Genomic DNA, 14792 nt, shown 5'->3' with positions numbered 1-14792 from the left:
TGAATCTCGTGCGCTCGAAGTCGCCGGTCGTCCCTGCCGGAGCAGGCCCATGAGCGCGCCGATCCCGCCGCCCCCGCTCGATCTCTGGTTGTCCGGCACGGTCGCGGTCGATGTCGCGCTGGCCTTGCACGCGCCGGCCGCCGCGATCGCCGCCCGGCAGGCACGGCGCCTTGGCGAACTGCTCGCCTCGGCGAGGCAGCACTCGGCGCTGTACCGACGCCTGCTCGAAGGGCGCGATCCGAGCGACCTGCGCCTTGAGGACCTGCCGGTCGCACACAAGGCCGAACTCATGCGGCGCTTCGACGAATGGGTCACCGACCCGTGTTTGCGGCTGGAGGAATTGCGCCGGTTCGTGGCCGACCGCCGGCGTATCGCGGAGCCCTTCCAGGGACGCTACGTGGTGTGGGAAAGCTCGGGCAGCAGCGGCGAACCCGGCATCTTCGTTCAGGACGCGGCGGCGATGGCCGTCTACGACGCACTGGAGTCGCTGCGGCGGCCTGTGCTGCGTCCGCTGCAGCGGCTGCTGGACCCCTGGGGCCTCGGCGAGCGCATCGCCTTCGTCGGTGCGACCGACGGGCACTTTGCCAGCACGGTCTCGATCGAGCGCCTGCGGCGGCTCAATCCGGCGTTGTCGAGCCGCCTGCGCGGCATCTCGTTCCTGCAGCCCGCCGCGGGCATGGTGGCGGAACTGAACGCCTTGGCCCCGACGGTGATCGCCACCTATCCGAGCGCCGCGGTCCTGCTGGCCGAAGAACGCCTGGCCGGACGGCTGCGATCGTCGCCGCAAGAAGTCTGGACCGGCGGTGAAGACATGTCGGCGGCCAAGCGCGAGTTCATGAGGCGGGCTTTCGACTGCCCGGTGGCCAGCAGCTACGGCGCATCGGAGTTCCTGTCGCTGGCGTCCGAGTGCGAACACGGCCACCTGCATCTCAACAGCGACTGGGTGATTCTTGAGCCGGTGGACGCGCAGGGACGCGCGGCCGCGCCCGGCGAGGCGGGTGCGACAACGCTGCTGACCAACCTGGCGAACCATGTGCAGCCCTTGATCCGCTATGACATGGGCGATCGCGTCACCGTGCAGGCACGGGCCTGCGTATGCGGCTCCTGCCTGCCCGTCATCGAAGTGGAGGGCCGCAGCGAGGAGACGCTGCATCTGGGCCGCGCCGGGGCGGGTTCGGTCAGTGTGCTTCCCTTGGCGCTGAGCACGAAGCTCGAAGAGGATGCCGGCCTGTTCGACTTCCAGCTCGTGCAGGAGGGCCCCTGCGAGTTGCTGCTGCGCACCGGCCTGTGCGGCACGGAGGCCGAACTCGCGCTGCGACGGGCGCAGCGGGTGCTTGGCGAATTTCTTGAATCCCAAGGCGCCGTGGACGTGCAGGTCCGTTGCCGCAGCGGCGAACCCGGCCGCGCCGGCCGCAGCGGGAAGGTGTTGCGCGTGGTGGCGGCTCCGCCCTGAGCGCGGGTCAGGCCTGGGCCAGGGTGTCGAGCAGCACCGTTTGCATCACGCAACGATGGTTCTCCGCTCGCCGGGCCTCGTCGATGGGTGCGCCTGACCACCCGTGCAGCGACCAGTGCGGGGACTGCGTGGCATCGACCACGAACATCGCCTCGTTCGATGCCGCACGTCCGGGCCCGGCCACGTGCAGCGCAAAGCCTATTTCCCGCGCGGCCGACAGGAAGGCGCGGCTGCGCCCCGTCTGCGAGTCTCCGAGGAACAGGATGGTCCCCTGTGGCACCGGCGCCGAGTCGTGCTCGCAAAGTGTCATGAGATCGGCCAGCATCCTGGCAGGGTGATCGTCGAGGCCCAGTCCGGCGTAGACGGGAACGCCGGCCTCCAGTTCGATTCTTTGCACGGAGGGCGGCGGCAGCCCTCCGCAGTCGATGGCGTCATACATGCGCCCCAGGAGTCGCGCGAGGGTGCCGATGTCGGGCTGGGTCGGCCCACCGGTCTCGAAACGCACCTCGGCGACGCGGGCGCCGAGATCCTGGGCGGCGCGATGAAGCGGCGAAGTCTCGCGTCCCCATGGCACGGTCTGAAGCAAAGCCAGGTTCTTGCCGCGCAGGGCCTTGCCGACCGCTTCCGAATGCGCATCCGCTCGCAGGCGCCGGGCAGCGGCGAAAAGGGCCACGATTCTTCCTGCGAGCAGCGGTTCATCCGTCGACAAGCTGCGGGAGGCGAAGGAATGAATGTCTTTCACAACGGTGACGGTATGACGTTTGCCCTTCGCGGCCTTGACGGCCATCAACATCTTGCTGCGCGCCCTTGCCGATACCGAACGGACACGGAGCATTCACCTGCTGTTACCGAGGACGCCATGGCGTTGGCAGTGCCGTTGCACACGCTTCCTAAGCTTTGCCCATCGATCTGCAAGGAGCCAGTGATGACTGAAGCAAGCGTTCCGAAGTGCACGGGGTCTGTCGTTCGGCGCATCGCCGACACGCTGCAGCTGCTCCAGGACAGCTTTCCCATCCACCGGCGCATCGTCCATGCCGGCGACACGGTGTACCAGGTGGGCCAGGCGTTCGGATACCTCCATGTCGTGAACTCCGGCTGTTTCAAGATGGTGAACCTGTCCGGGGAAGGGCGCGAACAGGTGGTCGGTCTCTATTTCAAGGGCGACTGGCTCGGCCTCGATGGCATCGCGACGGCGCACTACGCTTGCGATGCGGTGGCCATGGACACCGGCGAAGTCTGGGCCATTCGCTACGACGCGCTGCTCCAGGCCGCCGTGCGCACGCCCGCGCTGCTCACCGCGCTGCACGAGACCATGAGCCGCGAACTCACCCGCGATCACGATTCGATGCTGTCCTTGTGCACGCTGCCCGCCGATGCGCGCGTCGCGGGCTTCCTTCGCTACTGGGCCGACGCGCTGGCGCAGCGGGGCCTGCGCACCGATCAGATCACGCTGCGCATGACGCGTGCCGAAATCGGCAACTATCTCGGAATGACGCTGGAGACCGTGAGCCGGGCGCTGTCGCGGCTGGCGCGGGGAGACGTGATCCGGTTCACGGAGAAGGGCCGGCGCGACATCCACATTCCGCGGGTGGAGGCACTCACGGCCTTCATCCAGCGTACGGCTACGGCCGCGCCGATGGCCGGCGCCCTTCACTGAGCGCCGTCGAGCATCCTCGAGATGGCCTGCTCGAGGTCGGTTCGCGTGAAAGGCTTGCGCAGCAGTTCCCGGACGTGAGCCTCCTCGAGCAGCTCTCCGGAATAGCCGGACATCAGCAGCACCGGAAGGCCGGGCAACAGCGTGTGTGCAGCATCGGCCAGTTGGGTGCCCCGCGGGCCGGCGCCGAGCAGGATGTCGGTGAGCAGCAGGTCGACGGCCTGGCCCGAGGCAAGCACGCGCAACGCTTCCTCGCCGCCGGCGCAGGCCGTGACCTCGCAGTCCATCGAGGCCAGGAACTGCCGGACCACGCTGCGCACTCCCGCATCGTCCTCCACCAGCAGGACGCGCAGCCCTGAGGGGACTTCACTCGCCGCGGTCCCGAGCTTCTCATCGGTGGCCCGGTCTCCCTCGACGCGCGGCAGGAATATCGTGACGGTCGTCCCCGCGCCGGGGGTACTCGCCAGGCTGACGGCACCCCGCGACTGCTTGGCGAAGCCGTAGACGGTAGACAGGCCGAGGCCTGTGCCGCGGCCGGTGTCCTTGGTGGTGAAGAAGGGCTCGAAGGCGCGCAACTTGACGCTCTCTGACATGCCTTCGCCGGTGTCCGAAATGGCGATCGACACGAAGCCTTCCTCGGCGGATCGGTTCTGTGGGGCATCCAGTTCATCGGGCAACGCAGGCACCGCCGTGCAGGTGAACGACAGCGTGCCGCCCTGCGGCATGGCATCGCGTGCATTGATGGCCACGTTCAGCAGCGTCGATTCGAGCTGGACAGGGTCCGCCATGCACAGCGCATTTTCGGTGTCGAGCGTGATGAGGATGCGCTGGTCGAGAGTGCGCCTCAGCATGTCGGTCAGCGACCGCAGCAGCGCGGCGATGTCGACGATCGTCGGTTGAAGGACCTGGCGTCGCGAGAACGCGAGCAGCTTGCTCGTCAGTTCGGCGCCGCGTCGGGTGGCGCGCGAGGCGGCGCCGACGAGCTGCTGCACGAAGGGATCGTCGGCGTACGCGGGGGCGTCCGCGAGCACCTGAAGGTTGCCGGAGATCACCGTCAGCAGATTGTTGAAATCGTGCGCGACGCCGCCCGTCAGTTGGCCGACGCTCTCGAGCCGTTGCGCATGGTTGAGCGCTTCCTCGCTGCTCTCTCGCTGCAGCACGGTGGCCAGCATGCTCGACAGGGATTCCAGGAAGCGAACCTCGTCGTCGCCGAAGCGCTGCGGGGTGCGCGAACGAACGGCCAGCGTTCCGATGGTGCGGCCCCGGTCCGCCAGCGGCACGGAGAGTTCGCAGACCATGCCGGCCTCGACGTAGGGGGATGGAATCGTGAAGCGCCGCTCCTGCGCATAGTCGGCGATCAGTACCGGCTTGCCCCGGGCCACCACATGGCCGGACGGGGAATCGGGCGCGTTCGGGATCCGATGGCCGATGGTTTCCTGCGGCAGAAGGCCCACGCCGGCGACGATGCGGAATGCAAGTCCGCTCGGCTCCAGCAGCAGGACCTTGGCCATCTCGACTTGCAGGGCTTCCGCCGCGATGTCCGGCACGAGCCCGAGGAGTGTCTTCGAGTCGCGCGCATCCACTGCGTGGCGCCCGAACTGTGCGAGGTATTCGGCGTAGCGGGCGCGCTGCAGGGCCTGCTTCACGCGGGGATACGCGCCTACTGCGCGGATCGCGGCGACCACGTAGGGCAGGCCGTGATTCTGCAGCGGACTCAGTGCGATCTCGACCATCACTTCGCTGCCGTCGCGCCGCTTGGCCACCAGGTCCGTCTGCATGCCCATCGGGCGCGCGCGGGGATGGTCGGCATAGGCGTTGCGATAGGCCGAATGGCGGCGCCGGATGGCATCCGGGACCAGTTCGTCCACGGACAGGCCCTGCAGTTCTTCCTTTGCGTAGCCCAGAAGCTCCAGCGCGGCGGGATTCGCCAACCCGATCACGCCTTGCAGATCCACCAGGAGGAGCGCGTCCGGGTAGGCGATGAAGAGCGAGCGGAATACCGTTTCGTCGTCGAACCCCGGAACAGCGGATTCGCCCACGGTCAGCCCGCCTCGACCTTGGGAACCAGGATGTAGCCGGCGCCGCGGACCGACTTGATGATCTGGGGATGGTCGGGGTCGGCCTCGATCTTTCGGCGCAATCGCCCGATCTGCACATCGATGGTTCGGTCGAAGGGGCCGCCGTCCCGGCCTCGCGTGTGTTCGAGAAGGAAGTCCCGCGACAGCACCCGACCCGGATGCGTGGCCAGCGTGTTCAGAAGGTCGAACTCGCCGGTGGTCAGGGCCACCTCCTGCCGGCTCGAGTCCAGCAGGCGCCGCGCCGCCGTGTCGAGCTCCCATTGCGCGAAGCGCAGCAGCGTTGCGGCCTCGGCGCTCGCCTTTGCCGATGCGGGCTGCCCTGCGGGCGCCAGGCGGCGCAGCACGGCCTTGACGCGGGCGACCAGTTCGCGCAGATCGAAAGGCTTGGTCACATAGTCGTCGGCCCCGACCTCGAGGCCGACCACCTTGTCCACCGGATCGCCGCGACCCGTGACGATCACCAACCCGCACTGCCAGTGCTCGCGCAGCTGGCGTGCGATCGCAAAGCCGTCTTCGCCCGGCAAGCCCAGGTCGAGCAGGACGAGCGCGGGCGCATCGCCCGACATCAGCGCCATGAGCGCAGCGCCGGAATGAACCTGGCTGACGCGAAATCCCTGGCCTCCGAGGTAGGTGGCGAGCAGCTGTGTGATGTCCGCTTCGTCGTCAAGGACTGCAAGGTGGAGGGGGGTGGCCACCCGTGCATGTTATTCCTTGTCCCGCCCGCATCGCAACGTCACGCCATCGACGCGGGTGCAATCCGGATGGAGGATGCAGGCGCTCGCCAACGACGACGAGGCTCCTCGGTGAGCCTTCAGCTGCGACGCCGGCTTTCGGCCGCGGTCTGGCAAGCGGCGCACCGGATGGCCGTGGGTTGGGCCAGGAGTCGCTCGCGCGGAATCTCCTCGCCGCAGTCGGCGCAGATGCCATAGAGGCCGTCGGCCAGTCGCTGCTGCGCCCGCTCGATGTCGTACAGCCGCGTGCGGTCGACCTCGATCTCGGCGAAATGCACGTCGTCCAGTTGCTCGGCTTCGGCGTCGTCGGCATGGCTGTGGACTTCATGGTCGCCGGCGCGCGTGCCGGGCCCGACATGCGCTCCGGCACCGCGAAGCTCGTCGAGTACGCGGCGCTTCAGGAGGTCGAGTTGCAGAGCCAGGGCCTCGCGGTCCGATTCGGTGAGGGGGGTCATGGGGCGCTCGATGGATGGGGCGTGCTGATCTTCGCCGCCCTCGAGCCGCACCGGTTTGACTTCCGTCAATTCGCTGCGATCGCGGTCGCCATCGTCATGCTGAGGGCAGCAGCACCGCCGCGCCCTGCACGCGGCCGGCCCGCAGGTCAGCCATCGCCTCGTTGGCTTGCGCCAGCGGGTAGGTCGTGACGTGGACCTGCGGCGGATGCGACCGCACCAGCGCCAGAAACTCGCGCGCGTCGCTGCGTGTCAGGTTGGCCACCGACACCAGCCGTCGCTCCTCCCACAGCAAGCGGTACGGGAACGAGGGAATGTCGCTCATATGAATGCCGCCGCAAACCACGCGTCCGCCTTTGCGCACCGCCCGCAAGGCCTGCGGCACCAACTCGCCAGCGGGAGCGAAGATGATCGCAGCGTCGAGCGGCGGGACCGGGATTTCGTCCGAGCCTCCGGCCCAGGCGGCGCCAAGGCTTGTCGCGAAAGCCTGGCCTGCCATGTCGCCGGGCCGCGTGAATGCGTAGACCTGCCGGCCCTGTGCGGCAGCCACCTGGGCGATCAGGTGCGCCGCGGCTCCGAATCCGTAGATGCCCAGGCGCCGTGCGTCCTCGCCCGCCGCCTTCAGGCTGCGCCACCCGATCAGGCCGGCGCAAAGCAAGGGCGCGATATGGGCCGGGTCCTGGTTCAGGCCGCCCAGCGGCAAGCAGAATTCGGCCTCGGCAACGACGTGGCTCGCGAAGCCGCCGTCGCGGTGATAGCCGGTGAAGCGCGGCGTGTCGCAGAGGTTCTCCCGACCGTCGGCGCAGAAGGCGCAGTGCCCGCAGCTGTGGCCAAGCCAGGGCACGCCGACCCTGTCGCCGATGCAATGCCCCCGGACGCCCGCGCCGAGCGCCTCCACCTCGCCGACGATCTCGTGGCCCGGCACCATGGGCAGCACGGTCAGCGGCAGCTCGCCATCGACCACGTGCAGGTCTGTGCGGCAGACCGCGCAGGCCAGCACGCGCAGCCGCAACTCGCCGGCGGCAGGCTCCGGGAGCGGGCGTTGCTCCATCCGCAGCGGCTGGCCGGCGGCCCGAAGGACCATTGCCTGCATCCTGCCCCCTCAGACGCCCTGGGGTGACAAGGTGACCGGACGCACGACCTCCTTCGAGTCCTTGGCCGAATTCACCGCCGTTCCGAAGGCCTGCAGGCGGGCAGCGTAGCTGCCGTCGTCGACCTCGCGCATGGTGAGGGCGGTGCTCAGGATGGGAACACGCCCGAGCAGCCGGGCGATCTCGGCCACGGCGTTGGGCGAGCCCTGGCCACCCATGACCGACACCACGCCGACTTCGGGCAAATGATCGCGCTGTCTTGCCACGAAGCTGCGCATCGGGCCGGCCAGCTGCAGCGCCCAGATGGGCGACACCAGCACCACCGCGTCGAAGTCCCTTGGCAGCGGGCCGTCGTAGAGGATCGCCGGCCGGCGCCGAAACAGGGAGTCGAGCAGGCAGCGCAGGGTGCCGATGGCGCCGCTGCGGGGTCGGGCCTCCACGATCTCGGCACCGCGCCAGCCTTGCTGGCTGCACAGGAGTTCCGCCACCCGGCGGCAGGTGCCCGTATAGGAGTAGACGATCACAAGAACCTTGCTCATTGCCATCTCCAGTTCGTTGTCCAGTCTTCAATGTAGGAGTTCCCGGCCGTGACCGGCTTGCGCTGAATCAAGGGAGCGCCTGCCGCGCCTGCCGCGCCAGCCGGTGCTCTCGCCGGTGGATCGGGCGAAATACGCGCCGTGCGGTTTGACGCCGCGCAAGGCGAGGCGATGCCGATGGCGCTAAGTTGCCTGTATCTCACCCATGGATTTCGAAGGAGTTCTCATGCAAACACCGAAGACGATCCTGCTTCACCTGGACGGTTCAGCGCGCACTGCGGAGCGCGTCAAGGTCGCCCGGCAACTGGCCGAGGCCTTCGATGCCGAAGTCACGGGCTTGCCATGCACCATCTCCGCGCTCATGCGCTATCCCTATGCGCTGGAAGGCGCGGCCGAAGCCATGGCGATCATGCAGGAGCTCGACAAGGAATGCCGGGGCAAGGCCCATGCGACTTTCATGGCGGCCGGGGGCGGCTCCCCGCGCCTGCACTGGGCCGAGCCGATGAGCGATGCGCCCTGGGGCTTCGCCCGGCGCGCCCTGTACGCCGATCTGTTGATCCTGGGGCAGCGCGACGGCGACGACCCCGCCGCCGCCGAGCTGCCGCCCGACTTTCTGCCGAGCGTGCTCGTCGAGAGCGGCCGGCCGGCGCTGGTGCTGCCTTACGCGGGCCCGGTCGCCCCCATCGGGCGAACCGTCCTGGTTGCCTGGAAGGAATCGCGCGAGGCCGCGCGCGCGGTGTCGGCGGCGCTGCCCTGGATGAAGCGCGCGGAGTCGGTGCACGCGGTCAGCTACGGCGAAGCGGCGGACGCTTCCCTGCATGGCCTGCAGGACTATCTGAAGGGGCAGGGCGTGAGCGTCTCCGTGCATTCGGGTGGCCCCGAAGGGAGCGATGCCGGCGAGCACCTTCTGTCGAGGGCCGCGGACATGGGTGCGGACTTGCTCGTGATGGGTTGCTACGGCCACAGTCGTGCGCGCGAATGGGTGTGGGGCGGTGCCACGCGGTCGATCCTTCAGTCCATGACGCTGCCGGTCCTGATGTCGCATTGAGTCGACCCCACGGTGCTCGCGCGCATCGGTGTCGAGCATTCCGATCGCTTTCGGGCCGATACGGGGTTATCGCCCAGGACGTGGGTCCGCGGGCTGCGCCGGGGTGGCCTTGGACCCCTTGGCGGCCTCGACCGTCTGTTGCGCGGCATCCCTCGCAGCCAGCGCGGCGGCGCGCGTGGCCTCCTCGGCCTTCTGCAATGCATCGCGTGTCGACTGCGCGGCCTTCTCGGCTTCCTCCTTGCTGGACGCGATCACCTTGCTCGCGGCTTGTTCGGCCAGGTCGAGCGCCTCCTTGGTCGCCGCCGATGCCTTCTCGCCTTGCTCCTGCGCCTCGTGCACGGCTCCCGCGGCGGCGTCGAGAGCCTTTCCGGCCGAAGCGTTGGCCTTCTCCTCGAAGCGGTTCGCCGCCTCGGCGGCCTTCTGCGCTGCGCGCCGGATGGCTTCCGCGATCGCCTTGGAGATCTGGCCGGCGTTCACCTTGGCCTGCTCGGTTGCCGCCTTGGCCTCGTCGGCCGCCTTCTGCGCGGCGATCTGCGCCTCGTGTGCTGCCTTGGCCGCGGTATCCCTGGCCTTCTGGGAGGGCGTCGATGGCGGGCTCAATGGACCCGGTGGCGTGTTGTCTATCGCGAAAGCCGACGCGCTCAAGACGAGGACCCACACGGCGAAAAGGCTCTTCCTTGATGTCATGGTCGTTCTCCGAATGATGATGAGCGGCGACCCCCTCGTCGAGTCGATCTGCGAATTCCCGCGCGGAGTGCAGGCCCTTCCGGCATTTCGCCCCGCGTCGCCAGGCCGCCATGATTCGCGGTTCGATCGGTGTCGATTCGGAAAGGAGTTGCGTGCCGATTGCGCTGCGTCAATCTGCCGGCACCCCGCCTGCGCGATCCTTGGTACTGCCCTGTTGAAAGCGAGGAGCGGCGCCATGTCAACCTACCCACTGGCGGCATGCATTCTGGTCGGCGCGATCCTGTCCGGTACCTCGGCGGGCGCTCAATCGCGCGGAGAACTCTTGTACTCGACGCATTGCATCGCCTGCCACACGACGCAGGTGCATTGGCGGGACCGGAGACTGGCCACCGACTGGAAGAGTCTCCAGGCGCAAGTGGCGCGCTGGCAAGCCGCGGGTTCGCTGAACTGGAGCGACGAGGACATCATCGCGGTCACGTCGCATCTCAACGAGCGCTTCTACGGCTTCAAGACGCCTTCCGGTTCACCGGTGGTGCTGACGCCCACTGGTGGTCGCCATTGAGGAATGAGCTCGCGATGTCGACCGATACCCGGAAGACCCCGCCGCCGACGCGGAGGCTGCCCGCCCAGCAGATCAGCGAGGAGGTGCTGCGCGAGAAGTACGCCAAAGGCGACGAGCGCAGCATCGAGGACGTGTGCCGTCGCGTGGCCCGGGCGCTGGCACAGGCAGAGCAACCGGAGCTTCGCGCGCATTGGGAGCCGCGTTTCCTGCAGGCCCTGCAGGATGGCTTTCTGCCGGCGGGACGCATCCAGTCGGCGGCCGGCACCGCCTTGTCCGCCACGCTGATCAACTGCTTCGTGCAGCCGGTGGGCGACTCCATCGCGGCCGAAGAGGACGGCCATCCGGGAATCTACGTGGCACTGACGGAAGCCGCCGAGACCATGCGCCGCGGCGGTGGCGTGGGCTACGACTTCTCGCGCATCCGGCCGCGCGGCGCCTGGGTCGCCAGCACGCAGTCGAACGCATCGGGGCCGGTGTCCTACATGCGGGTCTTCGACCGTTCCTGCGAGACGGTGGAGTCCGCGGGCGCCCGGCGGGGCGCCCAGATGGGCGTGCTGCGCTGCGACCATCCCGACATCGAGGAGTTCGTCCGGGCCAAGGACCAGGGCGACCTGGCCAGCTTCAACATTTCCGTCGGGCTGACCGATGCGTTCATGGAGGCCGTGCAGGAGGACGGGTCTTTCGAGCTGGTGCATCGGGCGGCACCGGGGCCGCGGCTGCGAGCGGCGGGCGCCGGGCAGCGCGACGACGGCCTTTGGAGCTATCGCACGCTGTCCGCGCGCGCGCTGTGGGACCAGATCATGCAGTCGACCTACGACCATGCCGAGCCGGGCGTGCTGTTTCTCGACCGGATCAATGTCGACAACAACCTTTCCTACTGCGAGGCGATCGCGGCCACCAACCCCTGCGGCGAGCAGCCCCTGCCGCCCTACGGCTGCTGCTGCCTCGGCTCGATCGACCTGACGCGATTCGTGCGCACGCCGTTCGAGGCGGAGGCGCGATTCGACGAGGAGGCCTTCGCAAGCCTGGCGGCCGTGGCGGTGCGCATGCTGGACAACGTGCTGGACATCACCTTCTGGCCGCTGGAGCGCCAACGCGAGGAAGCGCGCAGCAAGCGGCGCATCGGCCTCGGCTTCACCGGCCTCGGGGATGCGCTGGTCATGATGAACCTGCGCTACGACAGCGCCGCCGCGCGCGAGGCCGCGCGCCGCATTGCCGAGGTTCTGCGCGATGCGGCCTACGGAGCGTCGGTCGACCTGGCGAGCGAGCGGGGCGCCTTTCCACTTTTCAACGCCGATCTCTACCTGAGCCGAGGGACGTTCGCGTCGCGGCTGCCCGCGCCGCTCAAGGAGCGCGTTCGGGCGGGAGGGGTGCGCAATTCGCATCTTCTTTCGATTGCACCCACCGGCACCATCAGCCTGGCTTTCGCCGACAACGCGAGCAACGGGATCGAGCCTCCGTTCTCGTGGACCTACATGCGGCGCAAGCGCACGCTCGAGGGCGCTTTCGAGGAACACGCGGTCGAGGACCATGCCTGGCGCCTGTATCGGCATCTGAAGGGAGAGGACGAGCCGCTGACCCCTGCTTTCGTCACGGCGCTGCAGATGAGTGCGCAGGCGCACGAGGAGATGGTCGCTGCCGTGGCGCCCCTGGTCGACACCGCCATCTCGAAGACAGTCAACGTGGCGGTCGACTATCCGTATGCGGACTTCAAGGATCTGTACCTGCGCGCCTGGAGGTCCGGACTGAAGGGCCTGGCGACCTACAGGCCCAATGCCGTCCTGGGCGCTGTGCTGAGTGCGCACGGACCGGCGATCGCCCAGGAGCCCATGACGATCGATGCAGGCCCGCTGAACGAGCGCCTGATGCTGGAGCGCATGCCGCAGCCGGTGCTGGCGTCGCTGCGCTGGCCCGGGCGTCCGGAGCTGCCGGCAGGCAATGCGGCCTGGACCTACATGGTGCGGCATCCGTACGGCGAGTTCGCGCTCTTCATCGGAGAGCTTCCCGAAGACGGCAGGCCGGCGCCGTTCGAAGTCTGGATCAACGGCGCGGAGCAGCCGCGCGGTCTCGGTGCGCTGGCGAAGACCTTGTCGATGGATCTGCGCGCGAAGGATCCGACGTGGATGCGCCTGAAGCTGGACGTGCTGGCCACGGTGCAGGAGGAGCGCTCGTTCGAGATGCCCTTCCCGCCGCACGGCGAGATGCGCCGCTTTCCCGGCGTGGTGGCGGCCACCGCCGCGGTCATCCGCTGGCGCTGCGATCAGCTGGGGCTGTGGCAGGACGAGGCGCATTCGGCCACGCCGGTCATCGACGCCCTGTTCAGCCGCGACGAGCCGCAGACCGGCCCCGACGGGACGCTCGCCTGGGCGGTGGATGTCCACAATCCGGCGAGCGGCGAGACGTTCGCGCTGACGCTCAAGGAAGTCCTGCTGCCGGACGGGCAGGGCGGGCGGGTCACCCGGCCCTGCGCCCTGGGTCTTTCCGGCAATCACCCGAGGGCGCTGGACGGCCTCGCGCGCATTCTCTCGCTCGACATGCGCGTGCTCGACCCGGCATGGATCGGCATGAAGCTGCGCAAGCTGCTGAACTACGCCGAGCCGCTGGGCCATTTCATGGCTTTCGTGCCGGGATTGCCGCGCGACCGTCAACGCCAGCAGGTCTGGCCATCGACCGTGGCCTACGTGGCGCGCCTGATCATCCATCGCTATGCGATGCTGGGCCTGCTGGACGGCGACGGGTACCCGCTGCGTGCGATGGGCATTCTGCAGGCGCCGACGCCGATGTCCGATCAACCGCCGCCGATGCCGGGCGCCCGGTGCCCGGAGTGCGGCAATGCCGCGATGATCCAGAAGGACGGCTGCGACTTCTGCACGGCCTGCGGACACCTCGGCGGCTGCGGCCAGTAGCATGGAATCCGGCACCACATCCGCGATCGTGGTGGACCGCACCCTGGTGGCGGCGCTGCGTGAGCGCTTGCGCTCCGACACCGGCCACGCGGTCGCGCTGATCGAGACCCACATCTCCTGGGTGCTGCTGACCGATCGCCTTGCCTACAAACTGAAGAAGCCGGTTCGCCTGTCCTTCGTCGACTTCGGCACGCTGGCGGCGCGCAAGCACTTCTGCGAAGAGGAGCTCCGGCTCAACCGCCGACTCGCGCCCTCGATCTACCTCGAAGTGGTGCCGGTGTGCGGCACGCAGGAGGCGCCGCACCTGGGCGGCGACGACGCCATCGACTTCGCCGTCTGCATGCGGCGCTTTCCGGAGGAGGCGCTGCTGCGCAACCTGCTGCTGGCGGGGCGGCTGAGGACGGATCATCTCGCGCGATTTGCGCAGCGGCTGGCGGCGTTCCACAGGCAAGCGCAGGACGCGCCGCTCTTCTCGGAGTTCGGCGCCCCGGAGCAGGTGCTCGGCCCGATGACCGACGCGCTGGCGACCCTGCAGGCCGACTACGGCGCCGAGCGGCTGCAGGCCTTGCGGACCTGGGCGGCCGAGCGGGGCGCGGGGCTTCGCACGGCATGGATCGGACGACAGCGCGAGGGGGCGGTGCGCGAATGCCACGGCGACCTTCATCTGGCCAATGTGGTGCTCATGGGCGATGAACTGACCGCGTTCGACTGCATCGAGTTCGATCCCGCGCTGCGCTGGATCGACGTGATGAGCGACGCGGCCTTCCTCACCATGGACCTGAAGGCACACGGGCGCAGCGACCTCGCGTATCGCTTTCTCGACGTCTACCTGCAGCACAGCGGCGACTATGCCGGCGTGCCGGTTCTGCGCGTGTACGAGGTGTATCGGGCGCTGGTGCGCGCGATGGTGGGCTGCCTGCGTGCGCGGACGGTCGGCGGGGACCCGCAGCCGGTCGAACCCGACTATCTCGCTTGTGCCGAGGCGCTCGCTGCGCGCAACGCGGGTCCGGCGCCCCGCCTGATGATCACGTACGGGCTGGCCGGCGCGGGGAAATCCACGATCGCGGCGGAACTGCTGGCGGTCGCGGGCGCGATCCGCATCCGCTCCGACGTCGAGCGCAAGCGGCTCTTCGGCCTGGCACCGCTGCAGCGATCGACCGGCCAGGCGGTGGACCTCTACACGCCCGAAGCCACCCGACGGACCTTTGAACGGCTGGCGACATGTGCGCGCACGGCACTTCAGGCCGGCTATCCGGTGATCGTCGATGCAGCCTTCCTGCGACGAGACGACCGGTTGGCGTTCCGGGCGCTGGCAGTCGAACTGCGCGTGCCGTTCTCGATTCTTCGCTGCCATGCCACCGAAGCGCAACTGCGCCAGCGGGTGGCGGCGCGCCGGGCGAGCGGTGGCGACGCGTCGGAGGCGGACCTGGCCGTGCTGGAGCGGCAGTTGGCCACTCACGAAGCGCTGGACGGCGAGGAGCGGGCGATGACGCTGGATGTCGACACCGAGGCGCTGCTGGACGTCGCGTCGCTCCTTGCCCGCTGGCAAGCGCGGCGCCGGTGACCGCTGCCTTCGCCGACGGATCGGATGGCG

The 14792-nt window shown here is 68.8% G+C and carries 13 protein-coding genes; 6 read left to right on the top strand and 7 right to left on the bottom strand.

Annotated elements, in window-relative coordinates; genetic code table 11:
- The first annotated feature begins 49 nt into the window (after nt 1-49).
- Nucleotides 50-1453: a phenylacetate--CoA ligase family protein gene (locus AB4Z46_RS13680; RefSeq protein WP_442284045.1), complete on the top strand. Its 1404-nt coding sequence runs from the start codon at nt 50-52 to the stop codon at nt 1451-1453.
- 7 nt (nt 1454-1460) lie between these two features.
- On the opposite strand, the gene AB4Z46_RS13675 is transcribed toward AB4Z46_RS13680, so the two are convergent.
- Nucleotides 1461-2240: a hypothetical protein gene (locus tag AB4Z46_RS13675; RefSeq protein WP_442284044.1), complete on the bottom strand. Its 780-nt coding sequence runs from the start codon at nt 2238-2240 to the stop codon at nt 1461-1463.
- 138 nt (nt 2241-2378) lie between these two features.
- Between AB4Z46_RS13675 and AB4Z46_RS13670 the strand changes: the two genes are divergently transcribed.
- The gene (locus tag AB4Z46_RS13670) at nt 2379-3110 is read left to right on the top strand and encodes a Crp/Fnr family transcriptional regulator (protein WP_442284043.1); all 732 of its coding nucleotides are present in this window, start codon (nt 2379-2381) and stop codon (nt 3108-3110) included.
- Here AB4Z46_RS13670 and AB4Z46_RS13665 read toward each other — a convergent pair.
- From AB4Z46_RS13665 to AB4Z46_RS13645, 5 genes are all read right to left on the bottom strand, one after another.
- Nucleotides 3104-5146, bottom strand: a complete 2043-nt coding sequence (locus tag AB4Z46_RS13665; RefSeq protein ID WP_442284042.1) for a PAS domain S-box protein — start codon at nt 5144-5146, stop codon at nt 3104-3106. The genes AB4Z46_RS13670 and AB4Z46_RS13665 overlap by 7 nt on opposite strands.
- 2 nt (nt 5147-5148) lie before the next feature.
- Complete coding sequence (locus AB4Z46_RS13660) at nt 5149-5880, bottom strand: winged helix-turn-helix domain-containing protein (RefSeq protein ID WP_442284041.1); 732 nt, start codon at nt 5878-5880, stop codon at nt 5149-5151.
- 116 nt (nt 5881-5996) lie between these two features.
- Nucleotides 5997-6371 (bottom strand): TraR/DksA family transcriptional regulator, encoded by a 375-nt coding sequence (locus AB4Z46_RS13655; protein WP_442284040.1) that lies wholly within the window; start codon nt 6369-6371, stop codon nt 5997-5999.
- Nucleotides 6372-6465: 94 nt separating this feature from the next.
- Nucleotides 6466-7461, bottom strand: coding sequence for a zinc-dependent alcohol dehydrogenase family protein (locus tag AB4Z46_RS13650; RefSeq protein ID WP_442284039.1), 996 nt, complete (start codon nt 7459-7461; stop codon nt 6466-6468).
- Between the two features lie 9 nt (nt 7462-7470).
- Nucleotides 7471-7998 (bottom strand): flavodoxin family protein, encoded by a 528-nt coding sequence (locus tag AB4Z46_RS13645; protein ID WP_442284038.1) that lies wholly within the window; start codon nt 7996-7998, stop codon nt 7471-7473.
- Between the two features lie 223 nt (nt 7999-8221).
- Between AB4Z46_RS13645 and AB4Z46_RS13640 the strand changes: the two genes are divergently transcribed.
- Complete coding sequence (locus AB4Z46_RS13640) at nt 8222-9043, top strand: universal stress protein (RefSeq protein ID WP_442284037.1); 822 nt, start codon at nt 8222-8224, stop codon at nt 9041-9043.
- Nucleotides 9044-9109: 66 nt separating this feature from the next.
- Here AB4Z46_RS13640 and AB4Z46_RS13635 read toward each other — a convergent pair whose 3' ends face one another.
- Nucleotides 9110-9730 (bottom strand): hypothetical protein, encoded by a 621-nt coding sequence (locus AB4Z46_RS13635; protein ID WP_442284036.1) that lies wholly within the window; start codon nt 9728-9730, stop codon nt 9110-9112.
- 235 nt (nt 9731-9965) lie between these two features.
- Between AB4Z46_RS13635 and AB4Z46_RS13630 the strand changes: the two genes are divergently transcribed.
- From AB4Z46_RS13630 to AB4Z46_RS13620, 3 genes are read left to right on the top strand one after another with little or no spacing between them, the layout of a single operon-like run.
- A complete protein-coding gene (locus AB4Z46_RS13630; RefSeq protein ID WP_442284035.1) occupies nt 9966-10292 on the top strand; it encodes a cytochrome C in 327 nt (108 codons plus the stop codon).
- A 14-nt stretch (nt 10293-10306) separates the two neighbouring features.
- On the top strand, nt 10307-13198 hold the full coding sequence (locus AB4Z46_RS13625; RefSeq protein WP_442284034.1) for an adenosylcobalamin-dependent ribonucleoside-diphosphate reductase: 2892 nt from the start codon (nt 10307-10309) through the stop codon (nt 13196-13198).
- A gap of 1 nt (nt 13199) precedes the next feature.
- Nucleotides 13200-14762, top strand: coding sequence for an AAA family ATPase (locus AB4Z46_RS13620; RefSeq protein WP_442284033.1), 1563 nt, complete (start codon nt 13200-13202; stop codon nt 14760-14762).
- The last annotated feature ends 30 nt before the right edge of the window (nt 14763-14792 follow it).

It is taken from the genome of Variovorax sp. M-6 (assembly GCF_052114385.1).
Lineage (GTDB): Bacteria > Pseudomonadota > Gammaproteobacteria > Burkholderiales > Burkholderiaceae_C > Variovorax.
This window is presented reverse-complemented; position numbering and strand designations above follow the sequence as displayed.

Bases quoted from the DNA above. Each gene is read 5' to 3' on its own strand.
- AB4Z46_RS13670 (WP_442284043.1), top strand. From the start codon at position 2,379: ATGACTGAAGCAAGCGTTCCGAAGTGCACGGGGTCTGTCGTTCGGCGC.
- AB4Z46_RS13675 (WP_442284044.1), bottom strand. From the start codon at position 2,240: ATGGCCGTCAAGGCCGCGAAGGGCAAACGTCATACCGTCACCGTTGTG.
- AB4Z46_RS13645 (WP_442284038.1), bottom strand. From the start codon at position 7,998: ATGAGCAAGGTTCTTGTGATCGTCTACTCCTATACGGGCACCTGCCGC.
- AB4Z46_RS13680 (WP_442284045.1), top strand. From the start codon at position 50: ATGAGCGCGCCGATCCCGCCGCCCCCGCTCGATCTCTGGTTGTCCGGC.
- AB4Z46_RS13625 (WP_442284034.1), top strand. From the start codon at position 10,307: ATGTCGACCGATACCCGGAAGACCCCGCCGCCGACGCGGAGGCTGCCC.
- AB4Z46_RS13635 (WP_442284036.1), bottom strand. From the start codon at position 9,730: ATGACATCAAGGAAGAGCCTTTTCGCCGTGTGGGTCCTCGTCTTGAGC.
- AB4Z46_RS13655 (WP_442284040.1), bottom strand. From the start codon at position 6,371: ATGACCCCCCTCACCGAATCGGACCGCGAGGCCCTGGCTCTGCAACTC.
- AB4Z46_RS13620 (WP_442284033.1), top strand. From the start codon at position 13,200: ATGGAATCCGGCACCACATCCGCGATCGTGGTGGACCGCACCCTGGTG.
- AB4Z46_RS13650 (WP_442284039.1), bottom strand. From the start codon at position 7,461: ATGCAGGCAATGGTCCTTCGGGCCGCCGGCCAGCCGCTGCGGATGGAG.
- AB4Z46_RS13630 (WP_442284035.1), top strand. From the start codon at position 9,966: ATGTCAACCTACCCACTGGCGGCATGCATTCTGGTCGGCGCGATCCTG.
- AB4Z46_RS13640 (WP_442284037.1), top strand. From the start codon at position 8,222: ATGCAAACACCGAAGACGATCCTGCTTCACCTGGACGGTTCAGCGCGC.